Here is a 14,691-nt window from a genome sequence, read left to right as displayed (position 1 = left end):
ATCCGTATTCAGCTCTTTACTTTTTCGATTTAATTCGTTAAAATAGAAGAAAGAAAAGGAGTAAAAGTCATGGCAAGAGGACGCGGTGTCGCCAGCCCCCAAGATAAGGAGGCAATGCGACTCATTTCTAAAAAAATCAAAACTTTATTGAAGGAAAAGCAAATCAAACAAATTGAACTTTCCCGAGGAACAGGAATTCCAGCCAGCACTCTTACTGGCTATATCAAAGGAAATTCCCTGCCTGTCCTAGAAAATATGCAAAAAATTGCAGACTTCTTTGATATGGACGTTCAAGAGCTAGATCCTCGCTATTTATCAGTTCATAACCCTACGTCATTTTCGCTAGAGTTCGCAGATATTTTCCAAGCCCTAGACCAGACCCACAGACAGGCTGTAACAGAGTTTGCTAAAAAAGAGCTGGAAAATCAAACGACTGAGGAAAGATTAAAAGATGATTATTTTCCTTACAAGGTCTATGAAAGCTTCCAGACTTTCTTGAACAAGCCCGAACAAGCTGACATCGTCTGGTTAGACAAAGAGCTTGACTATGATATCGCCCTCTGGATTCGGACAGATTCGCTGGAACCCAAGTATCCACAGGGATCTGTAGCACTTGTCAAGAATACGCATTTTGAATTTGCAGGCGCTATCTATGCCATTGATTATGACGGGCAAACCATTTTGAAAAGAGTTTTCAACGATCCAACTGGCATCCGCCTCATCTCTCTCAATAAAAAATACAGCGACAAATTTATCCCGCATCAAGAAGAACCCAAGGTCATCGGCCGTGTCATGGCCGCCTTTATGCCCTTAGATTTATCAGACCAAGCACAAAAGCCACTTTAGTACATAAAGCGGCTTTTCTATTTTTTCTTACTCCCCTTGCTTGCAATCGTAATGACTACTGCTATCAGAAAGAAAATAATATAAGTGACAATCGGGAACCAGACATAGCGATGATCCAAAGTAGGCAATGGTAACAAAATAGTTCTATGATGGCGGCTCTTCATTCCAAAGTAATGAAACAAAAGAGCTATAGGATTTATATAAAGAAGGGGATTAACTAAGTCTTTCAAAGAAGTGCCCATCTTTGCACTATTTTCACGGAGAATAGAACCATAGGCATAGTACAGTAAAACAAGAATATTTATAAACAAGGGAAAAACATAATTACTCTTTAAATATGTAGGGAGGAAGGGGATTTGAAAAACTAGGATGCCCGTAATCATTGTGAAAAGCATAAGGACGGAGAAATCCAATAAGCAAGCTAGAAACCCATGACATTTGAGCCATGTATTCACTTTATCTAGCCAAGTCCACTCATTCCTATTTCTATTCACATTCACACACCTCCCTCTACTAGCTTGTTTGAACAGACTTTGGAGCTAAAGTTCATTGACAAGACTTGCATCAATCAATATAGCGAACACGATTGACCTTGGTTTTCATAATATAGGGATTGGCTAAATCATGGTATTCATCATATTCCCCAAATAAAAAGCCTTTTCGTAAAATAACTTCATTTCCATCTATCCCGTAATCCATATTGATCGGGACAGAATTTTCTGATTTGGCTATAGAGAAATGAAAGAAAATTGTAAACCATATAAACAATGTAAGAGGTACACTTAGGATCCCCCAGATGAGATGAAACCAGCGAAACTCTCTCTTTTTCAAAAAGAGAAACCATAAGTGACAAAATACGACCACGGACAGAAGAAAAAGCCATGTGTTCCACAGGAGCGGAGTAAAGGCCAAGCCCAACGGACTCAACCCAAAATGCAGCAAGACAAAGATAAACAACAAGAGATAGAGCACTAGCCAAATAACTTTAGAAAACTTCCAGCGCTTCGCTTTTTCTTCCCTTGTATCTTCCAAATTTATCTCACTCATTTCCAACCAACTCCACAATCTTCTGGAAAGTCTTGCCGTTTCGGATAGTTAGTTGCTTGTAAAAACTGGATTTGAGGAGTTTCTTATGATAGTTGGACTTAAGATAGTCCGCTTGATCAGCATTGCTATAAAAGAAAGCCGTCTGCCCAAAATGCAGCTGCTCCTTGTCATTCGCCCAGCTGCCAGCCAGCTCTTGGACACTCTCCCTGTCTGTCTCCGGCAGATAAAAGAGAACATCGCGTCGAAAGGCTGTCTCATCTTGCCACCAAGTAGGCAAATTGGTTGTTTCTTCTTGAAGCATGGCAGAGCTGACAAGGACGAAAGGCAAAGGAAAATCATAAGACTGACTGAAATAAGCCGACAATATCTCCCGAATCCTCTCCTCCTGCTCCTCGCTATCAAAGAAAAGATTGCCACTGTTGATATAGGAAACCGGATTTTCAAAACCCAACCCAGCCAAATCCTTCTTCAAATCAGCCATAACGACCTTGTTTTTTCCGCCGACATTGATGCCGCGAAGTAAAAGTGCATAACGCATATGTGCTCCTTAAAAATATATCTATTGTTTTCAGACTAACTGTTCGAGTTTCTCATGTAAATCATCCGTTTTTCTTTCATGGCTTTTCCTAAGTCAATGACCTTTTCCTCGCCGTCAAAAACAAAACCCATTTTTCCATAGAAAGCGATGGCACGTTTGTTATCTTCTAACACCCATAATAAAATCTCTGGATAACTATCCAAGGCAACAAATGCAGCCTGCATGAGCTGATGTCCTACACCCTTGCCACAATAATCTTTTAAGACATATAAAGCGATAATTTCACCCGCTATCGTAGCTGGATCTCGAAAATCACCGTAGCTAACAAAGCCAACCACTTTAGTATCATCCAAAGCGATCAAGGTATTTTCAGGATACTTTTGACTATAAAATCGGCACTTATCCAAGGTCATCTGCTCTTGAAATTCCGCAGGCAAAATCTCATCATAAGCTTCTCGCCATGTCTGCCAATGAACTCTGGATTTACTTTCTATCTCGTCAGCTGTTTCCATTGTTTTGATAGTGATGACCATTTATTTTTCTCCTTGATATTCCTCAATCCATCGCCTTTATTTCCAGAATCATATCGCGAATCTGTGCGGCTAGTTCGAAGTCCAGAAGTCCGGCAGCTTCTTGCATCTGACCTTCCAGTTTCTTGATCATGTCCTTGCGCTCTTGCTTATTGAGGCTTTCGATTTCGACAGTTTCTTCCTTGTCTGGCAGGGCTGCCTTGGTCACGCTTATCAGGTCACGGATTTCTTTCTTGATGGTCTGCGGTACAATGCCATGCTCTTCATTATAAGCCATCTGGATTGCCCGACGGCGGGCAGTTTCATCGATAGCACGCTGCATGGACTGGGTCATGGTGTCCGCATACATGATAACATGCCCCTCACTGTTGCGGGCTGCCCGGCCAATGGTTTGGATAAGACCACGCTCGTTGCGGAGGAAACCTTCCTTGTCTGCATCAAGAATTGCCACCAGACTAACCTCAGGCACGTCAATTCCCTCGCGCAGCAAGTTAATCCCAACCAGAACGTCAAAGACACCCAGGCGCAGGTCTCGGATAATCTCGGTCCGTTCCAAGGTCTTAATGTCTGAGTGCATGTACTTGACCTTGACACCCATTTCCTTGAAGTAGTCCGTCAAGTCTTCCGCCATCTTCTTGGTCAGGGTTGTGATAAAGGTCCGCTCATTCTTTTCAACACGGGCATTGATTTCACCCAAAAGATCATCAATTTGTCCCATAGTTGGACGAACTTCCACCTCTGGATCCAGAAGCCCTGTCGGCCGGATAATTTGCTCAATAACTGTATCCGTCTGTTCATTTTCATAGTCACCCGGCGTAGCCGATACATAGACAATCTGATGAACATGGCTCTCAAATTCTTCTCGGCGCAGCGGGCGGTTGTCCAAGGCAGACGGCAAGCGGAAACCATAATTAACCAGCATCTCCTTGCGAGAGCGGTCACCATTGTACATACCCCGAATCTGTCCCATGGTCATGTGACTCTCATCAATCATAATCAAGAAATCATCAGGGAAAAAGTCCAGAAGGGTATAAGGAGGCTCTCCTTCGCTTCGACCATCCATATGGCGAGAATAGTTTTCAACACCATTTGTATAGCCCATTTCACGCAGCATTTCGATATCGTACTCCGTACGCTGCTTCAAGCGCTGGGCTTCCAGAAGCTTGCCTTCCTTCTCAAAGATAGCTAGCTGCTCCTCCAGCTCCGCCTGAATCTTGGCAATGGCTACTTCCATGTGGTCTTCATTGGTCACGAAGTGAGTAGCTGGGAAGATGGCCAAATGGTCCACCTCGCCCAAAACTCGACCAGTCAAGGCTTCAACCTCACGAATCCGGTCAATCTCATCTCCGAAAAACTCCACCCGAAAAGCATGTTCATCACGAGAAGCTGGGAAAATCTCCACTACATCACCACGAACCCGGAATTTCCCCCGCTGAAAGTCAATGTCATTGCGCTCAAACTGGATATCTACTAAGTCATTAAGGAGCTTGTCACGGGAAATCTCTAGACCAGGGCGCAGACTAACCACGCTATCAGAGTATTCCTTAGGCGATCCCAGACCATAGATACAAGAGACCGAAGCCACGACAATCACATCATTCCGTTCCAAGAGGGCAGATGTCGCTGAGTGACGGAGCTTATCAATCTCGTCATTGACCGAGCTATCCTTTTCGATATAAGTATCGCTGGAAGGCACATAGGCCTCAGGCTGGTAATAATCATAGTAGGAAACGAAGTATTCCACCGCGTTATTGGGGAAAAACTCCTTAAACTCACCATAAAGCTGGCCGGCCAGCGTTTTATTATGGGCGATAACCAGAGTCGGCTTATTGACCCGAGCGATAACCTGACTCATGGTATAGGTCTTACCAGTACCAGTCGCTCCCATGAGAATCTGGGCTTTCTCGCCTCCCTCAATATTGTCCACCAGCTGCTCGATAGCTTGGGGCTGGTCACCTGAAGGCTCGTACTTAGAAACCAATTCAAATTTATTATCTGTTATTCTGTTAATCATCTTTTATTCCTTAAATTGTGCTTCTATCATTTTACCATATTTGCCTCATTTTCTCTGCCTTTGGCTCTGATTTAGTAACTAATCTCTAAGAACGGCTAGTCTTGCATTCTGATCATTCATTAACATCAAAAATCGCCCAGCTAAGCTGAGCGATGTCTTTATTTCTTAAACATCAATGCCTGAGGTAGGCGATTTTCCTTCTTGAGCGACCAGTAAAGATAGGCAATACTGCCAATCAGAACGATAGTAGCAAAAATAGATCCTTCAGCACCGAAAGCTCCTCCTGAAAGCCAATCAATAGAAGTCTGAGAAGTGTAATTAAAGACAGAGGCAGTAGCTCCGTTCCCGCTGACCTGGATGCCATAGACATTTCCTTGGACGAAATTCCAAGCGCCATGCATACCAGCCAAGACCCACATATTATCATACTTGATCATGAGTAGGCAGGCAAAAATCCCATCCAAGATAATAGTAACAATAGAAAGGACAGTCACACCAGCATTGAGGAGGTGCATTGCCCCAAATAGAGCGCTGGAAACCAAGACACCGACAAGAATATTTGATTTGGCACTAACCGCTGGAAAAAGCCAGCCACGCGTCACCAACTCCTCCGTGCCACCTTGCAGAATCCAAAAAGGTATCAGGGCAAGAATAAAGAGAACTGGCTCTAAACTAAGCTCTGCCAATTCTAGTCTCCCAGATCCGGTCAGCAAGAGCAGGGCAACGATAAGCGAAAACTGTATCGAACCAATCAGAAATCCTTTGCCCAGTTCTTTCAGCCATCCTTCCTTAAAGAAGCCCAGACTGGAGAAAGGTCTCTTTTCTCGAAACTTGACCCACAGAAAAACAAGTAAGGCCATAAAGAAAAAACTACCCAGCTGAAAAAAGATACTATAATGCCCGAACACTTCCATAACTGTTGCTCGGTCAGCTGTAGGATTTACCATGGCAAGTACAGTTCCAATGATGATCCCAATCAGAATCATTCCAATGAATGCAAGGATTTCTCCTAGCTGGATAAAGCCAATAGAGATCAGAATTGCTAACCAAATCGGCGGAATATAGCGCGACAGCTTCACATTATCTAACATGCGTGATTTAAACATAGAAATCTCCTTTCTTGATTTATCTATTATAACACATTTTATCATAATAGTATAAGAGCCAATATTCGTTGTTATGTCAGAAGATATGACATCGAAACAGAAAATATTTGCCNTTTTCAAATTTTTCTGATATAATCAGACAATATTCTAACAAAGGAGAGAAAGTATGAAGAAAAAAATCATAGCTTTTCTGCTAGCATTGTTCCCTATCTTTGCATTAGGAACAACTATTCATGCAGATACCATCAAAATCGTATCTGACACGGCTTATGCCCCATTTGAATTTAAAGATGTAGACCAGACATATAAAGGAATTGATGTTGATATTATCAATAAAGTAGCTGACATCAAAGGCTGGGAATATGAAATGTCCTTCCCTGGCTTTGATGCGGCTGTTAATGCGGTTCAAGCAGGACAAGCCGATGCCATTATGGCAGGTATGACCAAGACTGCTGAACGCGAAAAAGTCTTTACCATGTCTGACACATATTATGACACAAAAGTTGTCATTGCAACGACCAAGGCGAATACAATAAAGTCTTACGATCAACTTAAAGGAAAAACAGTCGGTGTCAAAAACGGTACTGCCGCGCAACGTTTTCTTGAAAAAATCAAGGACAAGTACGGTTTTACTATCAAAACATTTGATACAGGCGACCTCATGTATAACAGCCTAGCAGCCGGAGCGGTTGACGCAGCCATGGATGACCAACCCGTTATCGAGTATGCAATCAGTCAAGGGCAAGATCTGAAAATCTCAATGAAGGGTGAGGCCGTTGGTAGCTTCGCATTTGGTGTCAAAAAAGGCAGCAAATACGAATATCTGGTAACTGAGTTTAACGAAGCCTTGGCTCAGATGAAAAAAGATGGCACCTTGAAGGACATCATCAACAAATGGACTGCTGCTTCCAAAACTTCAACCAATTCAGCAGTACCAGAGACCACAACCAAGTCTGGACAAAAAGCCACTCCAGTCAAAGCTAAATATACGATTGCCAGTGACTCATCCTTTGCTCCTTTCGTTTTCCAAAATGATAGCAACCAATACACTGGTATTGACATGGACTTGATCAAAGCCATTGCCGAAGACCAAGGTTTTACACTTGAAATTTCTAACCCTGGCTTTGACGCTGCCATCAATGCCGTTCAATCTGGACAGGCCGACGGGATGATTGCTGGGATGTCCGTGACAGAGGCCCGCAAAGAAACCTTTAATTTTTCTGAACCATACTACACTGCTAACTCTATCCTTGCGGTGACAGAATCAAGCACTATTAGCTCCTATGAAGACTTGAAAGGAAAGACCGTCGGAGTCAAGAACGGTACAGCCTCTCAAACATTCCTCGTCGAAAATCAAAGCAAATACGGTTACAAAATCAAAACATTTTCAGACGGTTCTTCTATGTATGATAGTCTGAATTCCGGCTCTGTCGCTGCTATTATGGACGATGAGCCTGTTGTCAAATATGCCATCAACCAAGGCAAGAAAATGAAGACGCCAATCGAAGGAACACCAAGTGGTGAAGTTGCTTTTGCAGTAAAAGCAGGCACCAACCCTGAGCTTATCGAAATGTTCAATAATGGTTTGGCTAATCTAAAAGCCAATGGTAAATACCAAGAAATCCTTGATAAATATCTCTCAGCTGAGAAGGATAATTCCACAACCGTTGATGAAACAACTATCTGGGGACTTCTCCAAAACAACTACAAACAACTTTTGAGCGGACTTGGAATTACCATTGCTTTAGCACTGATTTCCTTTGCCATTGCCATGGTAATCGGGATTATCTTTGGAATGTTCAGCGTCAGCCCTATCAAAGCGCTTCGCATCATTTCAGAAATTTTTGTTGACGTTATTCGAGGTATTCCACTTATGATTTTGGCTGCCTTCATCTTCTGGGGAATTCCAAACCTCATTGAATCTATGACTGGTCACCAAAGTCCGATTAACGACTTCGTTGCAGGAACAATTGCTCTGTCACTTAATGCTGGTGCATATATCGCTGAGATTGTTCGCGGAGGGATTCAAGCCGTTCCAGTCGGACAGATGGAAGCTAGCCGAAGTCTAGGTATCTCGTATGGAAAGACCATGCGCAAGATTATCCTGCCTCAAGCAACCAAGATCATGCTACCAAACTTTGTCAACCAGTTCGTCATCGCTCTCAAGGATACAACTATCGTATCAGCTATCGGACTTGTTGAACTCTTCCAAACAGGTAAAATTATCATTGCCCGTAACTATCAGAGCTTCAAGATGTATGCTATCCTAGCAGTGCTCTACTTGGTCATCATCACACTCTTAACAAGATTGGCTAAACGCTTAGAAAAGAGGATTCACTAATGGCTAAATTAAAAATTGATGTTAATGATTTACATAAATACTATGGGGAAAATGAAGTGCTAAAAGGGATTAGTGCGAAGTTTTATGAGGGAGATGTTGTTTGTATCATTGGTCCTTCTGGATCAGGTAAATCAACTTTCCTACGCAGCCTGAACCTGCTTGAAGAAGTTACCAGTGGAACCATTACTGTCAACGGTTATGATTTGACAGACAAGGCTACCAATGTGGACCATGTTCGTGAAGATATTGGGATGGTCTTCCAGCACTTCAACCTCTTCCCACACATGACTGTCTTGCAAAATATCACCTTCGCTCCTGTTGAGCACAAGCGAATGAGCCAAGCTGATGCAGACAAGCTTGGTATGGAGCTCTTGGAGAAGGTTGGGCTGGCAGACAAGGCTGATGCCAAACCAGATAGCCTGTCAGGAGGACAAAAACAGCGGGTGGCCATCGCTCGAGGATTGGCTATGAACCCAGACATCATGCTCTTTGACGAGCCGACTTCCGCCCTTGACCCTGAAATGGTTGGTGACGTTCTCAACGTTATGAAGGATCTGGCTCAGCAGGGCATGACCATGCTGATCGTGACTCACGAAATGGGCTTTGCTCGTCAGGTTGCTAATCGCGTCATCTTCACTGCTGACGGTGAATTCCTAGAAGACGGCAAACCAGACCAAATCTTCGATAACCCTCAGCATCCACGTCTCAAGGATTTCTTGGACAAGGTACTCAACGTATAAATATGACGAATCCTGGAAGTAATCTTTCAGGATTTTTATTGACTTATGCTGCCCTTTTTGCTAGACTAAGGGTAGAATGATTTCGGAGGTACACGGAGACATGAAAAATTAAGTCTATTTTTTAAAGGAAACTTTATTTAGTAGATTTTGTCATGTTTCTGCATATCCGCGGGACTTTCGTTTTTTTGTGCTTTCAAGCATCTATTTGCTTATCTTTAGATCAATCCTGTCGCTCCTATGACAGTGCAAGATGAAAGCCCAGAAACGAATGATCCTACTTGGACACTCAAGTGTCTTCTTTGTGCAATCTCAACAGCTCTGCTAAATAAAGCAGGGCTGTATTTTGTATTATAAAACGAAGGAGACATCTATGCTGCAAATAAGAAATCTAACCATTACCCACCTAAAAGACCTGAAGGAGCTGGTCAAAGATCTGACACTGACCATCAATCAAGGAGACAAGGTCGCTATTATCGGTGAGGAGGGCAATGGCAAGTCCACCCTACTCAAGCTCCTGCTAGACGAGCGACTGGTCAGCTCCTATGTCAGCTACAGCGGACAGATTGATAAGTCCTATACTGCTGCTGTCTACCTGCCCCAGCAGTTGCCTTCAGAAGATGCCCAACTGACCCTCAATGACTATTTCTTTGCTGATTTTGATACAGAGCTGGACTATGCCAAGCTCTACCGTTATGCTGGAGAGCTCAACTTTGACAGCCAACGTTTTGCCAGTCAACAGCTGCTCTCTAGTCTATCTGGAGGAGAAAAGCTTAAAGTTCAGCTTATCAAGAAACTAGCCAGTGATTGGGACATTCTCTTTCTTGACGAGCCCTCTAATGACCTCGATCTCGAAACTCTGACTTGGCTGGAAAACTTTATCAGCCACAGCCAGAGAACGGTCCTTTTCGTCTCTCACGACGAGCATTTCCTCACTCAAGCTGCGACCAAGATTGTTCATCTGGAGCGAATCAAAAAGAAACAGGAGGCTAGAACCAGCGTCAAAAGTCTGGACTATGAAAATTACCGCCATCAGCGTCAGGAGGCTTTTGAAAAACAAGGTCAATTGGCACGGAAAGAACGGGAAGAACACGCTAAGACCATGGAAAAACACCGACAGGTTAAGCAAAATGTTGAGAATGCCTTGAGAAATACCAAAAATGATGTCCAAGGCCGACTACTAGCTAAGAAGATGAAAAACGTCCTCTCGCAGGGCAAACGATTTGAAAAGGCAGGTGCTGAAATGACCGAAATCCCGACACAGGAAGATGCCATCAGCCTTCACTTCTCAGACATAGAAGCTCTGCCATTGACCAAAAGAATCCTAAAATTAGAAGGCATGAAACTGGAAACAGACGGACGACAGTTAGCGGAAAACCTGACTCTAGAGGTCTGCGGTCAGGAAAAAATCGGACTGATTGGTGCTAATGGCGCAGGAAAATCTACTCTACTTAAGGAAATATGGAGGATTCTGCGCGAGCGGACAGACATGCGAGTGGGCTACATGCCCCAGCATTATGGCGACTTGCTGGATGACGAAAGCTCTCCTTTGGTCTTTCTGGCTCCCTCTGGCGACAAGGCTCAGGAGGAGAAAATTCTGACCCATCTAGCTAGTCTCCAGTTCACGCGCGACGAGGCCCGCCACCCGATTGGGCAGCTTTCCGGAGGTCAAAAAGCCAAGCTCCTCCTGCTCAAACTAGTCTTAGACCGTCCCAATGTCCTCCTTCTGGACGAGCCAACCCGCAACTTCTCTCCCACCTCTCAGCCTCAGGTTCGCCAGCTTTTGGCGACCTATCCTGGCGCCATCATCGCTGTCTCCCACGACCGCATCTTTCTCAAAGAAGTCTGCCAGAAGATTTATAAACTGACAGAAACAGGGTTGGAGGAAGTTAAACTATAAGCAAAAAGAGTTGGAAATTCCAACTCTTTTCGTTTTGTTTAGTATCAATCTATGAACTTTAATAAAGCTCTCCTTCTACTCCTGCGCCGTCTGCATTTGGTAATAGACACCTCTGGCTGTCATGAGCTCCTGATGATTACCATGTTCGACGATATTGCCATCTACCATGACGAGGATGATGTCAGCATTTTGAATAGTAGACAGGCGATGGGCGATGATAAAGCTAGTCCGTCCTATCATAAGCTTGCTGAAGGCCTCCTGAATCAAGACTTCTGTCCGAGTATCGATAGAGGAAGTCGCCTCATCCAAGATTAGGATTTTAGGAACAGCCAAAAAGACACGCGCAATGGTCAAGAGCTGTCGCTGACCTTGAGAAAGGGAGTCCCCTGCATCCGCCAGGTAGGTATCATACCCCTGAGGCAGTTGCTGGATAAAGAAATGAGCGTTGGCCGCCTTGGCAGCTGCAATGACCTCTTCTCGGCTAGCATCTGGCCGGCCAAAAGCTATGTTGTCATGAATGGTCGTCGTCTGGAGCCAAGTCTCCTGCAGTACCATACCGAACTGCTGACGGTAAGAGGCTCTGGTGTAATGACTGATGGGAGTACCGTCTAGCGAAATAAGACCACTATCAACATTGTAAAAGCGCATGAGGAGATTGATCAGGGTTGACTTGCCCGCACCAGTTGGCCCGACAATAGCAACCTTACTAGCTGCTGGAATCCTTATATTCAAATCCTGAATCAACTCTTTGCCAGGCTCATAGCCAAAAGCCACATGCTCAAAGCTAATCTGTCCTTCGACATCTTCAGACTGAAGAATTTCCTGACCAGACTCCGCTATTTCTTCTTGGTCTAAAACGCTGTAAATCCGCTCTGCACAAGCTAAAGCGCTCTGCAATTCCGACATGACTGACGATATATCATTGAAAGGCTTGGTGTACTGGTTGACATAGTTGAGAAAGGTCACTAGCTGCCCAACCGTAAAGCCTGTTCCCTGAATGATACGGACAGCCCCAAAGCCCACAATCAAAGCATAGATCAGGGCATTGATAAAACGAGTCGAAGGATTGACCGTCGAAGAATAGAAAATAGCCGCCTGCGAATAGTCAGCATAGGTTTGATTACTGCGGGTAAAAGCTGTATCAAACTGCTCCTGAGCATTAAAAGCCTGAATCAAACTTTCCTGGGTCAGACTTTCCTCAATCAACTGGGTCTGTGCCCCTCTCGCCTGCGTCTGCCGTTGGAAAAAACTAAAACTCTTTTTGGCTATAAAGCGCGCTAAGAAAAGAGAAAGGGGCGTCAAAAGCAGAACCAAAAGCAGGAGGAAAAGGTCCAATCTGGCCATGCTAATGATAGTCACTAAAATTGTCAGCAAACCAACAAAAAATTGATTGAAGACCATAAGTAGGCCATTGCTGAGCTGCTCCAAGTCCGTCGTCACCCGACTAACCAAGTCGCCGGTTCCCTGCCGATCCAGATAGGCCAAAGGGAGATAGTGTACTTTCTTGATAACGCCTTGGCGGAGCTGCTGGCTATAGCGATAGACCAGCTGATTATAGAGCAAGGGATTGAGCCACTGAATCAGCGTATTGGCTAAGATAACCAGCAGCATCTGGCCCAAAATCGGCATCAAATGCTGCTCCGCTTGAGGGAGAAGAACGCTATCAACCGCATTCCCGATTAAAACTGGTAGAAGAACAGTCAGAGCCACTTGAGCCACCGTTCCCAGACTAGCTAGGAGAAAGAGCCAGCGCGACTGCAGCAAATCTCGAGTCAAACGCCTCAAGCTGCTAGGTGATGTCTTATGCTTCATGCTTACCCTCCTCTCCTTGACTATGCTGTGAGTGATGAATTTCTCGGTAAATAGCAGAGCTAGCTAAGAGTTCCTCATGGCGACCAAGAGCCACCTGTTCTCCCTTATCTAGGACTAAAATTTGATCAGCTGAGCGCAAGCTATTGGTCCGCTGAGAGATCAATACTAGACTGGTTTCAGTCAATTCATTCTTAATAGCCTGCAAGAGTCTAGCCTCTGTCAAATAGTCCAGAGCTGAGGTCGCATCATCTAAAACCAAGAAAGGTGCCCTCCGCAAGACAGCTCTGGCAATGGTTAAACGCTGACGCTGACCGCCAGAAAAATTCCGACCAAAGGCCTCTACAGTCGCATCCAAGCCACCTTTCTTCTGAGAGACAAAGTCCGCCGCCTGAGAAATCTCTAAAGCCTGCCACAAGTCTGCGTCTGTTGGCTTAGTTGACAGTCCTAAAGTCAGATTGGAGCGAACATTTCCTTGGAAAAGCTCTGCCTTCTGAGGTACCAGACTGATCCAAGACCGCCATTCACTCAGATTTTTAGGACTGCGTCCTTGGGAAAAGATGGTCAACTGACCAGCAGCCACAGGATAAAGATGAGCCAGCAGCTGAACCAGGGTAGACTTACCTGATCCTGTTCCGCCAATAACACCTAAAGTTTGGCCGTTTTTCAAATCAAAAGTCAGATCTATCAGGGCTGGACTAGCTGCATTTGGATAAGAAAAGCTGACCTGCTGGGCTTTAATGGCTTGATCTAGCAGAGCTGTTTCCTGCACTAATTCCTGCAGGACATCTTCTTCTGCTTGCTCGAATACCTGACTAATGCGGCCTGCACTGATATAGCTTTGATTGAGTGAGTTGACCAGCATCGCCAGCTTGAGCAATTCCACCAAAATTTGCAATAAATAATTGACCAAGGCCACTAGCATCCCCTGGGTCAACAATCCCTTGCCAATAAAAGCATTCCCCTGCCAAATCACAGCAATCAGAGTACCATTGACTGTGAGAAAGGTCAGAGGACTAATCAGACTAGCCAGAGCTCCAGTCCTGATTTGCCAAGTTTTATAGAGCTCATTACGATTGCGAAAGGTCTGAACCTCGCGCTGGGTCTGACCGAAAGCGCGTATGACCCGCATGCCCTGTAGCTGCTCACGCGTCAAATTGACCAGTTGGTCTGTCAGCTGACGAATTTTGGCATAGAGAGGATTCATCAGACGAGACATAAGGACGATAATAGCCGTCAACACCGCCACCATGAGCAAGAACCACAAAGTAATAACCGGACTGATAGTAAAGGTCATGATGATAGAGCCGAAAACAATGATAGGCGCCCGCAGAAAGAGACGAAGAAATTGATTGATGCCCGTCTGAATCTGGTAGGTGTCACTGGTCAGTCGAGTCACCAAGCTAGAAGTCGTCAGCTCATCCCGACTAGCCTTGGGCAAGCGAAGAATCTTTTGATAGAGGTCACTCGTCATCTGGCGGGTAAAGCCCACTGCCGCCTTGGACGAATAATACTGGGCTACCACTGCTACCACCACGCCCAGCGCAGCCAAGCCCATCAAAAGAAAAACCATCCAGTAAAGATGGGAGCTGTCGTGTCTAGGAATGGTCTCGTCCACAATTTCCGCAATCAAAAGCGGAACCAAGAGTTCAAAACTAGCTTCCAAAAGCTTGAACAAGGGCCCCAGCAAAGACTCCCTGATATAGCCCTTGAAATATTTCAATAAATCTTTCATACTGCCTTCTTCTCCATTAAACTGTATTTATTTTACCATAATTTTCAAAGGGTAAAAAATATTCTCCTTCTGAACATCAGAAAGAGAA

Annotated in this window: 11 protein-coding genes; 4 read left to right on the top strand and 7 right to left on the bottom strand. The window is 44.6% G+C overall.

The window, feature by feature from the left end; genetic code table 11:
- Window positions 1-69: 69 nt before the first annotated feature.
- A complete protein-coding gene (locus D8792_RS02115) occupies window positions 70-846 on the top strand; it encodes an XRE family transcriptional regulator (RefSeq protein ID WP_125372689.1) in 777 nt (258 codons plus the stop codon).
- A gap of 564 nt (window positions 847-1,410) precedes the next feature.
- Here the strand turns inward: D8792_RS02115 and D8792_RS02105 are convergent.
- From D8792_RS02105 to D8792_RS02085, 5 genes are all read right to left on the bottom strand, one after another.
- A complete protein-coding gene (locus D8792_RS02105; RefSeq protein WP_125372893.1) occupies window positions 1,411-1,893 on the bottom strand; it encodes a hypothetical protein in 483 nt (160 codons plus the stop codon).
- Entirely contained in the window at window positions 1,886-2,431 is a 546-nt protein-coding gene (locus tag D8792_RS02100; protein WP_125372687.1) for a DUF1697 domain-containing protein, read from the bottom strand. The genes D8792_RS02105 and D8792_RS02100 overlap by 8 nt, the downstream gene beginning before the upstream one ends.
- A 35-nt stretch (window positions 2,432-2,466) precedes the next feature.
- A complete protein-coding gene (locus D8792_RS02095) occupies window positions 2,467-2,964 on the bottom strand; it encodes a GNAT family N-acetyltransferase (protein ID WP_125372686.1) in 498 nt (165 codons plus the stop codon).
- A 22-nt stretch (window positions 2,965-2,986) separates the two neighbouring features.
- Complete coding sequence (gene uvrB / locus D8792_RS02090) at window positions 2,987-4,975, bottom strand: excinuclease ABC subunit UvrB (protein ID WP_125372685.1); 1,989 nt, start codon at window positions 4,973-4,975, stop codon at window positions 2,987-2,989.
- A 158-nt stretch (window positions 4,976-5,133) separates the two neighbouring features.
- Window positions 5,134-6,081: a CPBP family intramembrane glutamic endopeptidase gene (locus D8792_RS02085; RefSeq protein ID WP_125372684.1), complete on the bottom strand. Its 948-nt coding sequence runs from the start codon at window positions 6,079-6,081 to the stop codon at window positions 5,134-5,136.
- Window positions 6,082-6,247: 166 nt separating this feature from the next.
- Here D8792_RS02085 and D8792_RS02080 point away from each other — a divergent pair, with 166 nt between their 5' ends.
- The 3 genes from D8792_RS02080 to D8792_RS02070 all read left to right on the top strand — a co-directional run bounded on the left by D8792_RS02080 (window position 6,248) and on the right by D8792_RS02070 (window position 11,059).
- A complete protein-coding gene (locus D8792_RS02080; RefSeq protein WP_125372683.1) occupies window positions 6,248-8,422 on the top strand; it encodes an ABC transporter substrate-binding protein/permease in 2,175 nt (724 codons plus the stop codon).
- Complete coding sequence (locus D8792_RS02075) at window positions 8,422-9,162, top strand: amino acid ABC transporter ATP-binding protein (RefSeq protein ID WP_005590533.1); 741 nt, start codon at window positions 8,422-8,424, stop codon at window positions 9,160-9,162. The genes D8792_RS02080 and D8792_RS02075 overlap by 1 nt, the downstream gene beginning before the upstream one ends.
- A 370-nt stretch (window positions 9,163-9,532) precedes the next feature.
- The gene (locus tag D8792_RS02070; RefSeq protein WP_125372682.1) at window positions 9,533-11,059 is read left to right on the top strand and encodes an ATP-binding cassette domain-containing protein; all 1,527 of its coding nucleotides are present in this window, start codon (window positions 9,533-9,535) and stop codon (window positions 11,057-11,059) included.
- A 75-nt stretch (window positions 11,060-11,134) separates the two neighbouring features.
- Here D8792_RS02070 and D8792_RS02065 read toward each other — a convergent pair whose 3' ends face one another.
- A complete protein-coding gene (locus tag D8792_RS02065; protein WP_125372681.1) occupies window positions 11,135-12,871 on the bottom strand; it encodes an ABC transporter ATP-binding protein in 1,737 nt (578 codons plus the stop codon).
- Window positions 12,861-14,603 (bottom strand): ABC transporter ATP-binding protein, encoded by a 1,743-nt coding sequence (locus D8792_RS02060; RefSeq protein ID WP_125372680.1) that lies wholly within the window; start codon window positions 14,601-14,603, stop codon window positions 12,861-12,863. The genes D8792_RS02065 and D8792_RS02060 overlap by 11 nt, the downstream gene beginning before the upstream one ends.
- Window positions 14,604-14,691 lie beyond the last annotated feature (88 nt).

It is taken from the genome of Streptococcus cristatus, assembly GCF_003943505.1.
Classification (GTDB): Bacteria; Bacillota; Bacilli; order Lactobacillales; family Streptococcaceae; genus Streptococcus; species Streptococcus cristatus_E.
Note: the sequence above shows the minus strand (reverse complement) of the source record. Positions and strands in the feature narration are given on the sequence as shown.

What these genes read in the sequence shown, in the direction of transcription:
- D8792_RS02115 (WP_125372689.1), top strand. Translation starts at nt 70, where the DNA reads ATGGCAAGAGGACGCGGTGTCGCCAGCCCCCAAGATAAGGAGGCAATG.
- D8792_RS02085 (WP_125372684.1), bottom strand. Translation starts at nt 6,081, where the DNA reads ATGTTTAAATCACGCATGTTAGATAATGTGAAGCTGTCGCGCTATATT.
- D8792_RS02070 (WP_125372682.1), top strand. Translation starts at nt 9,533, where the DNA reads ATGCTGCAAATAAGAAATCTAACCATTACCCACCTAAAAGACCTGAAG.
- uvrB (WP_125372685.1), bottom strand. Translation starts at nt 4,975, where the DNA reads ATGATTAACAGAATAACAGATAATAAATTTGAATTGGTTTCTAAGTAC.
- D8792_RS02105 (WP_125372893.1), bottom strand. Translation starts at nt 1,893, where the DNA reads ATGAGTGAGATAAATTTGGAAGATACAAGGGAAGAAAAAGCGAAGCGC.
- D8792_RS02095 (WP_125372686.1), bottom strand. Translation starts at nt 2,964, where the DNA reads ATGGTCATCACTATCAAAACAATGGAAACAGCTGACGAGATAGAAAGT.
- D8792_RS02080 (WP_125372683.1), top strand. Translation starts at nt 6,248, where the DNA reads ATGAAGAAAAAAATCATAGCTTTTCTGCTAGCATTGTTCCCTATCTTT.
- D8792_RS02065 (WP_125372681.1), bottom strand. Translation starts at nt 12,871, where the DNA reads ATGAAGCATAAGACATCACCTAGCAGCTTGAGGCGTTTGACTCGAGAT.
- D8792_RS02060 (WP_125372680.1), bottom strand. Translation starts at nt 14,603, where the DNA reads ATGAAAGATTTATTGAAATATTTCAAGGGCTATATCAGGGAGTCTTTG.
- D8792_RS02100 (WP_125372687.1), bottom strand. Translation starts at nt 2,431, where the DNA reads ATGCGTTATGCACTTTTACTTCGCGGCATCAATGTCGGCGGAAAAAAC.
- D8792_RS02075 (WP_005590533.1), top strand. Translation starts at nt 8,422, where the DNA reads ATGGCTAAATTAAAAATTGATGTTAATGATTTACATAAATACTATGGG.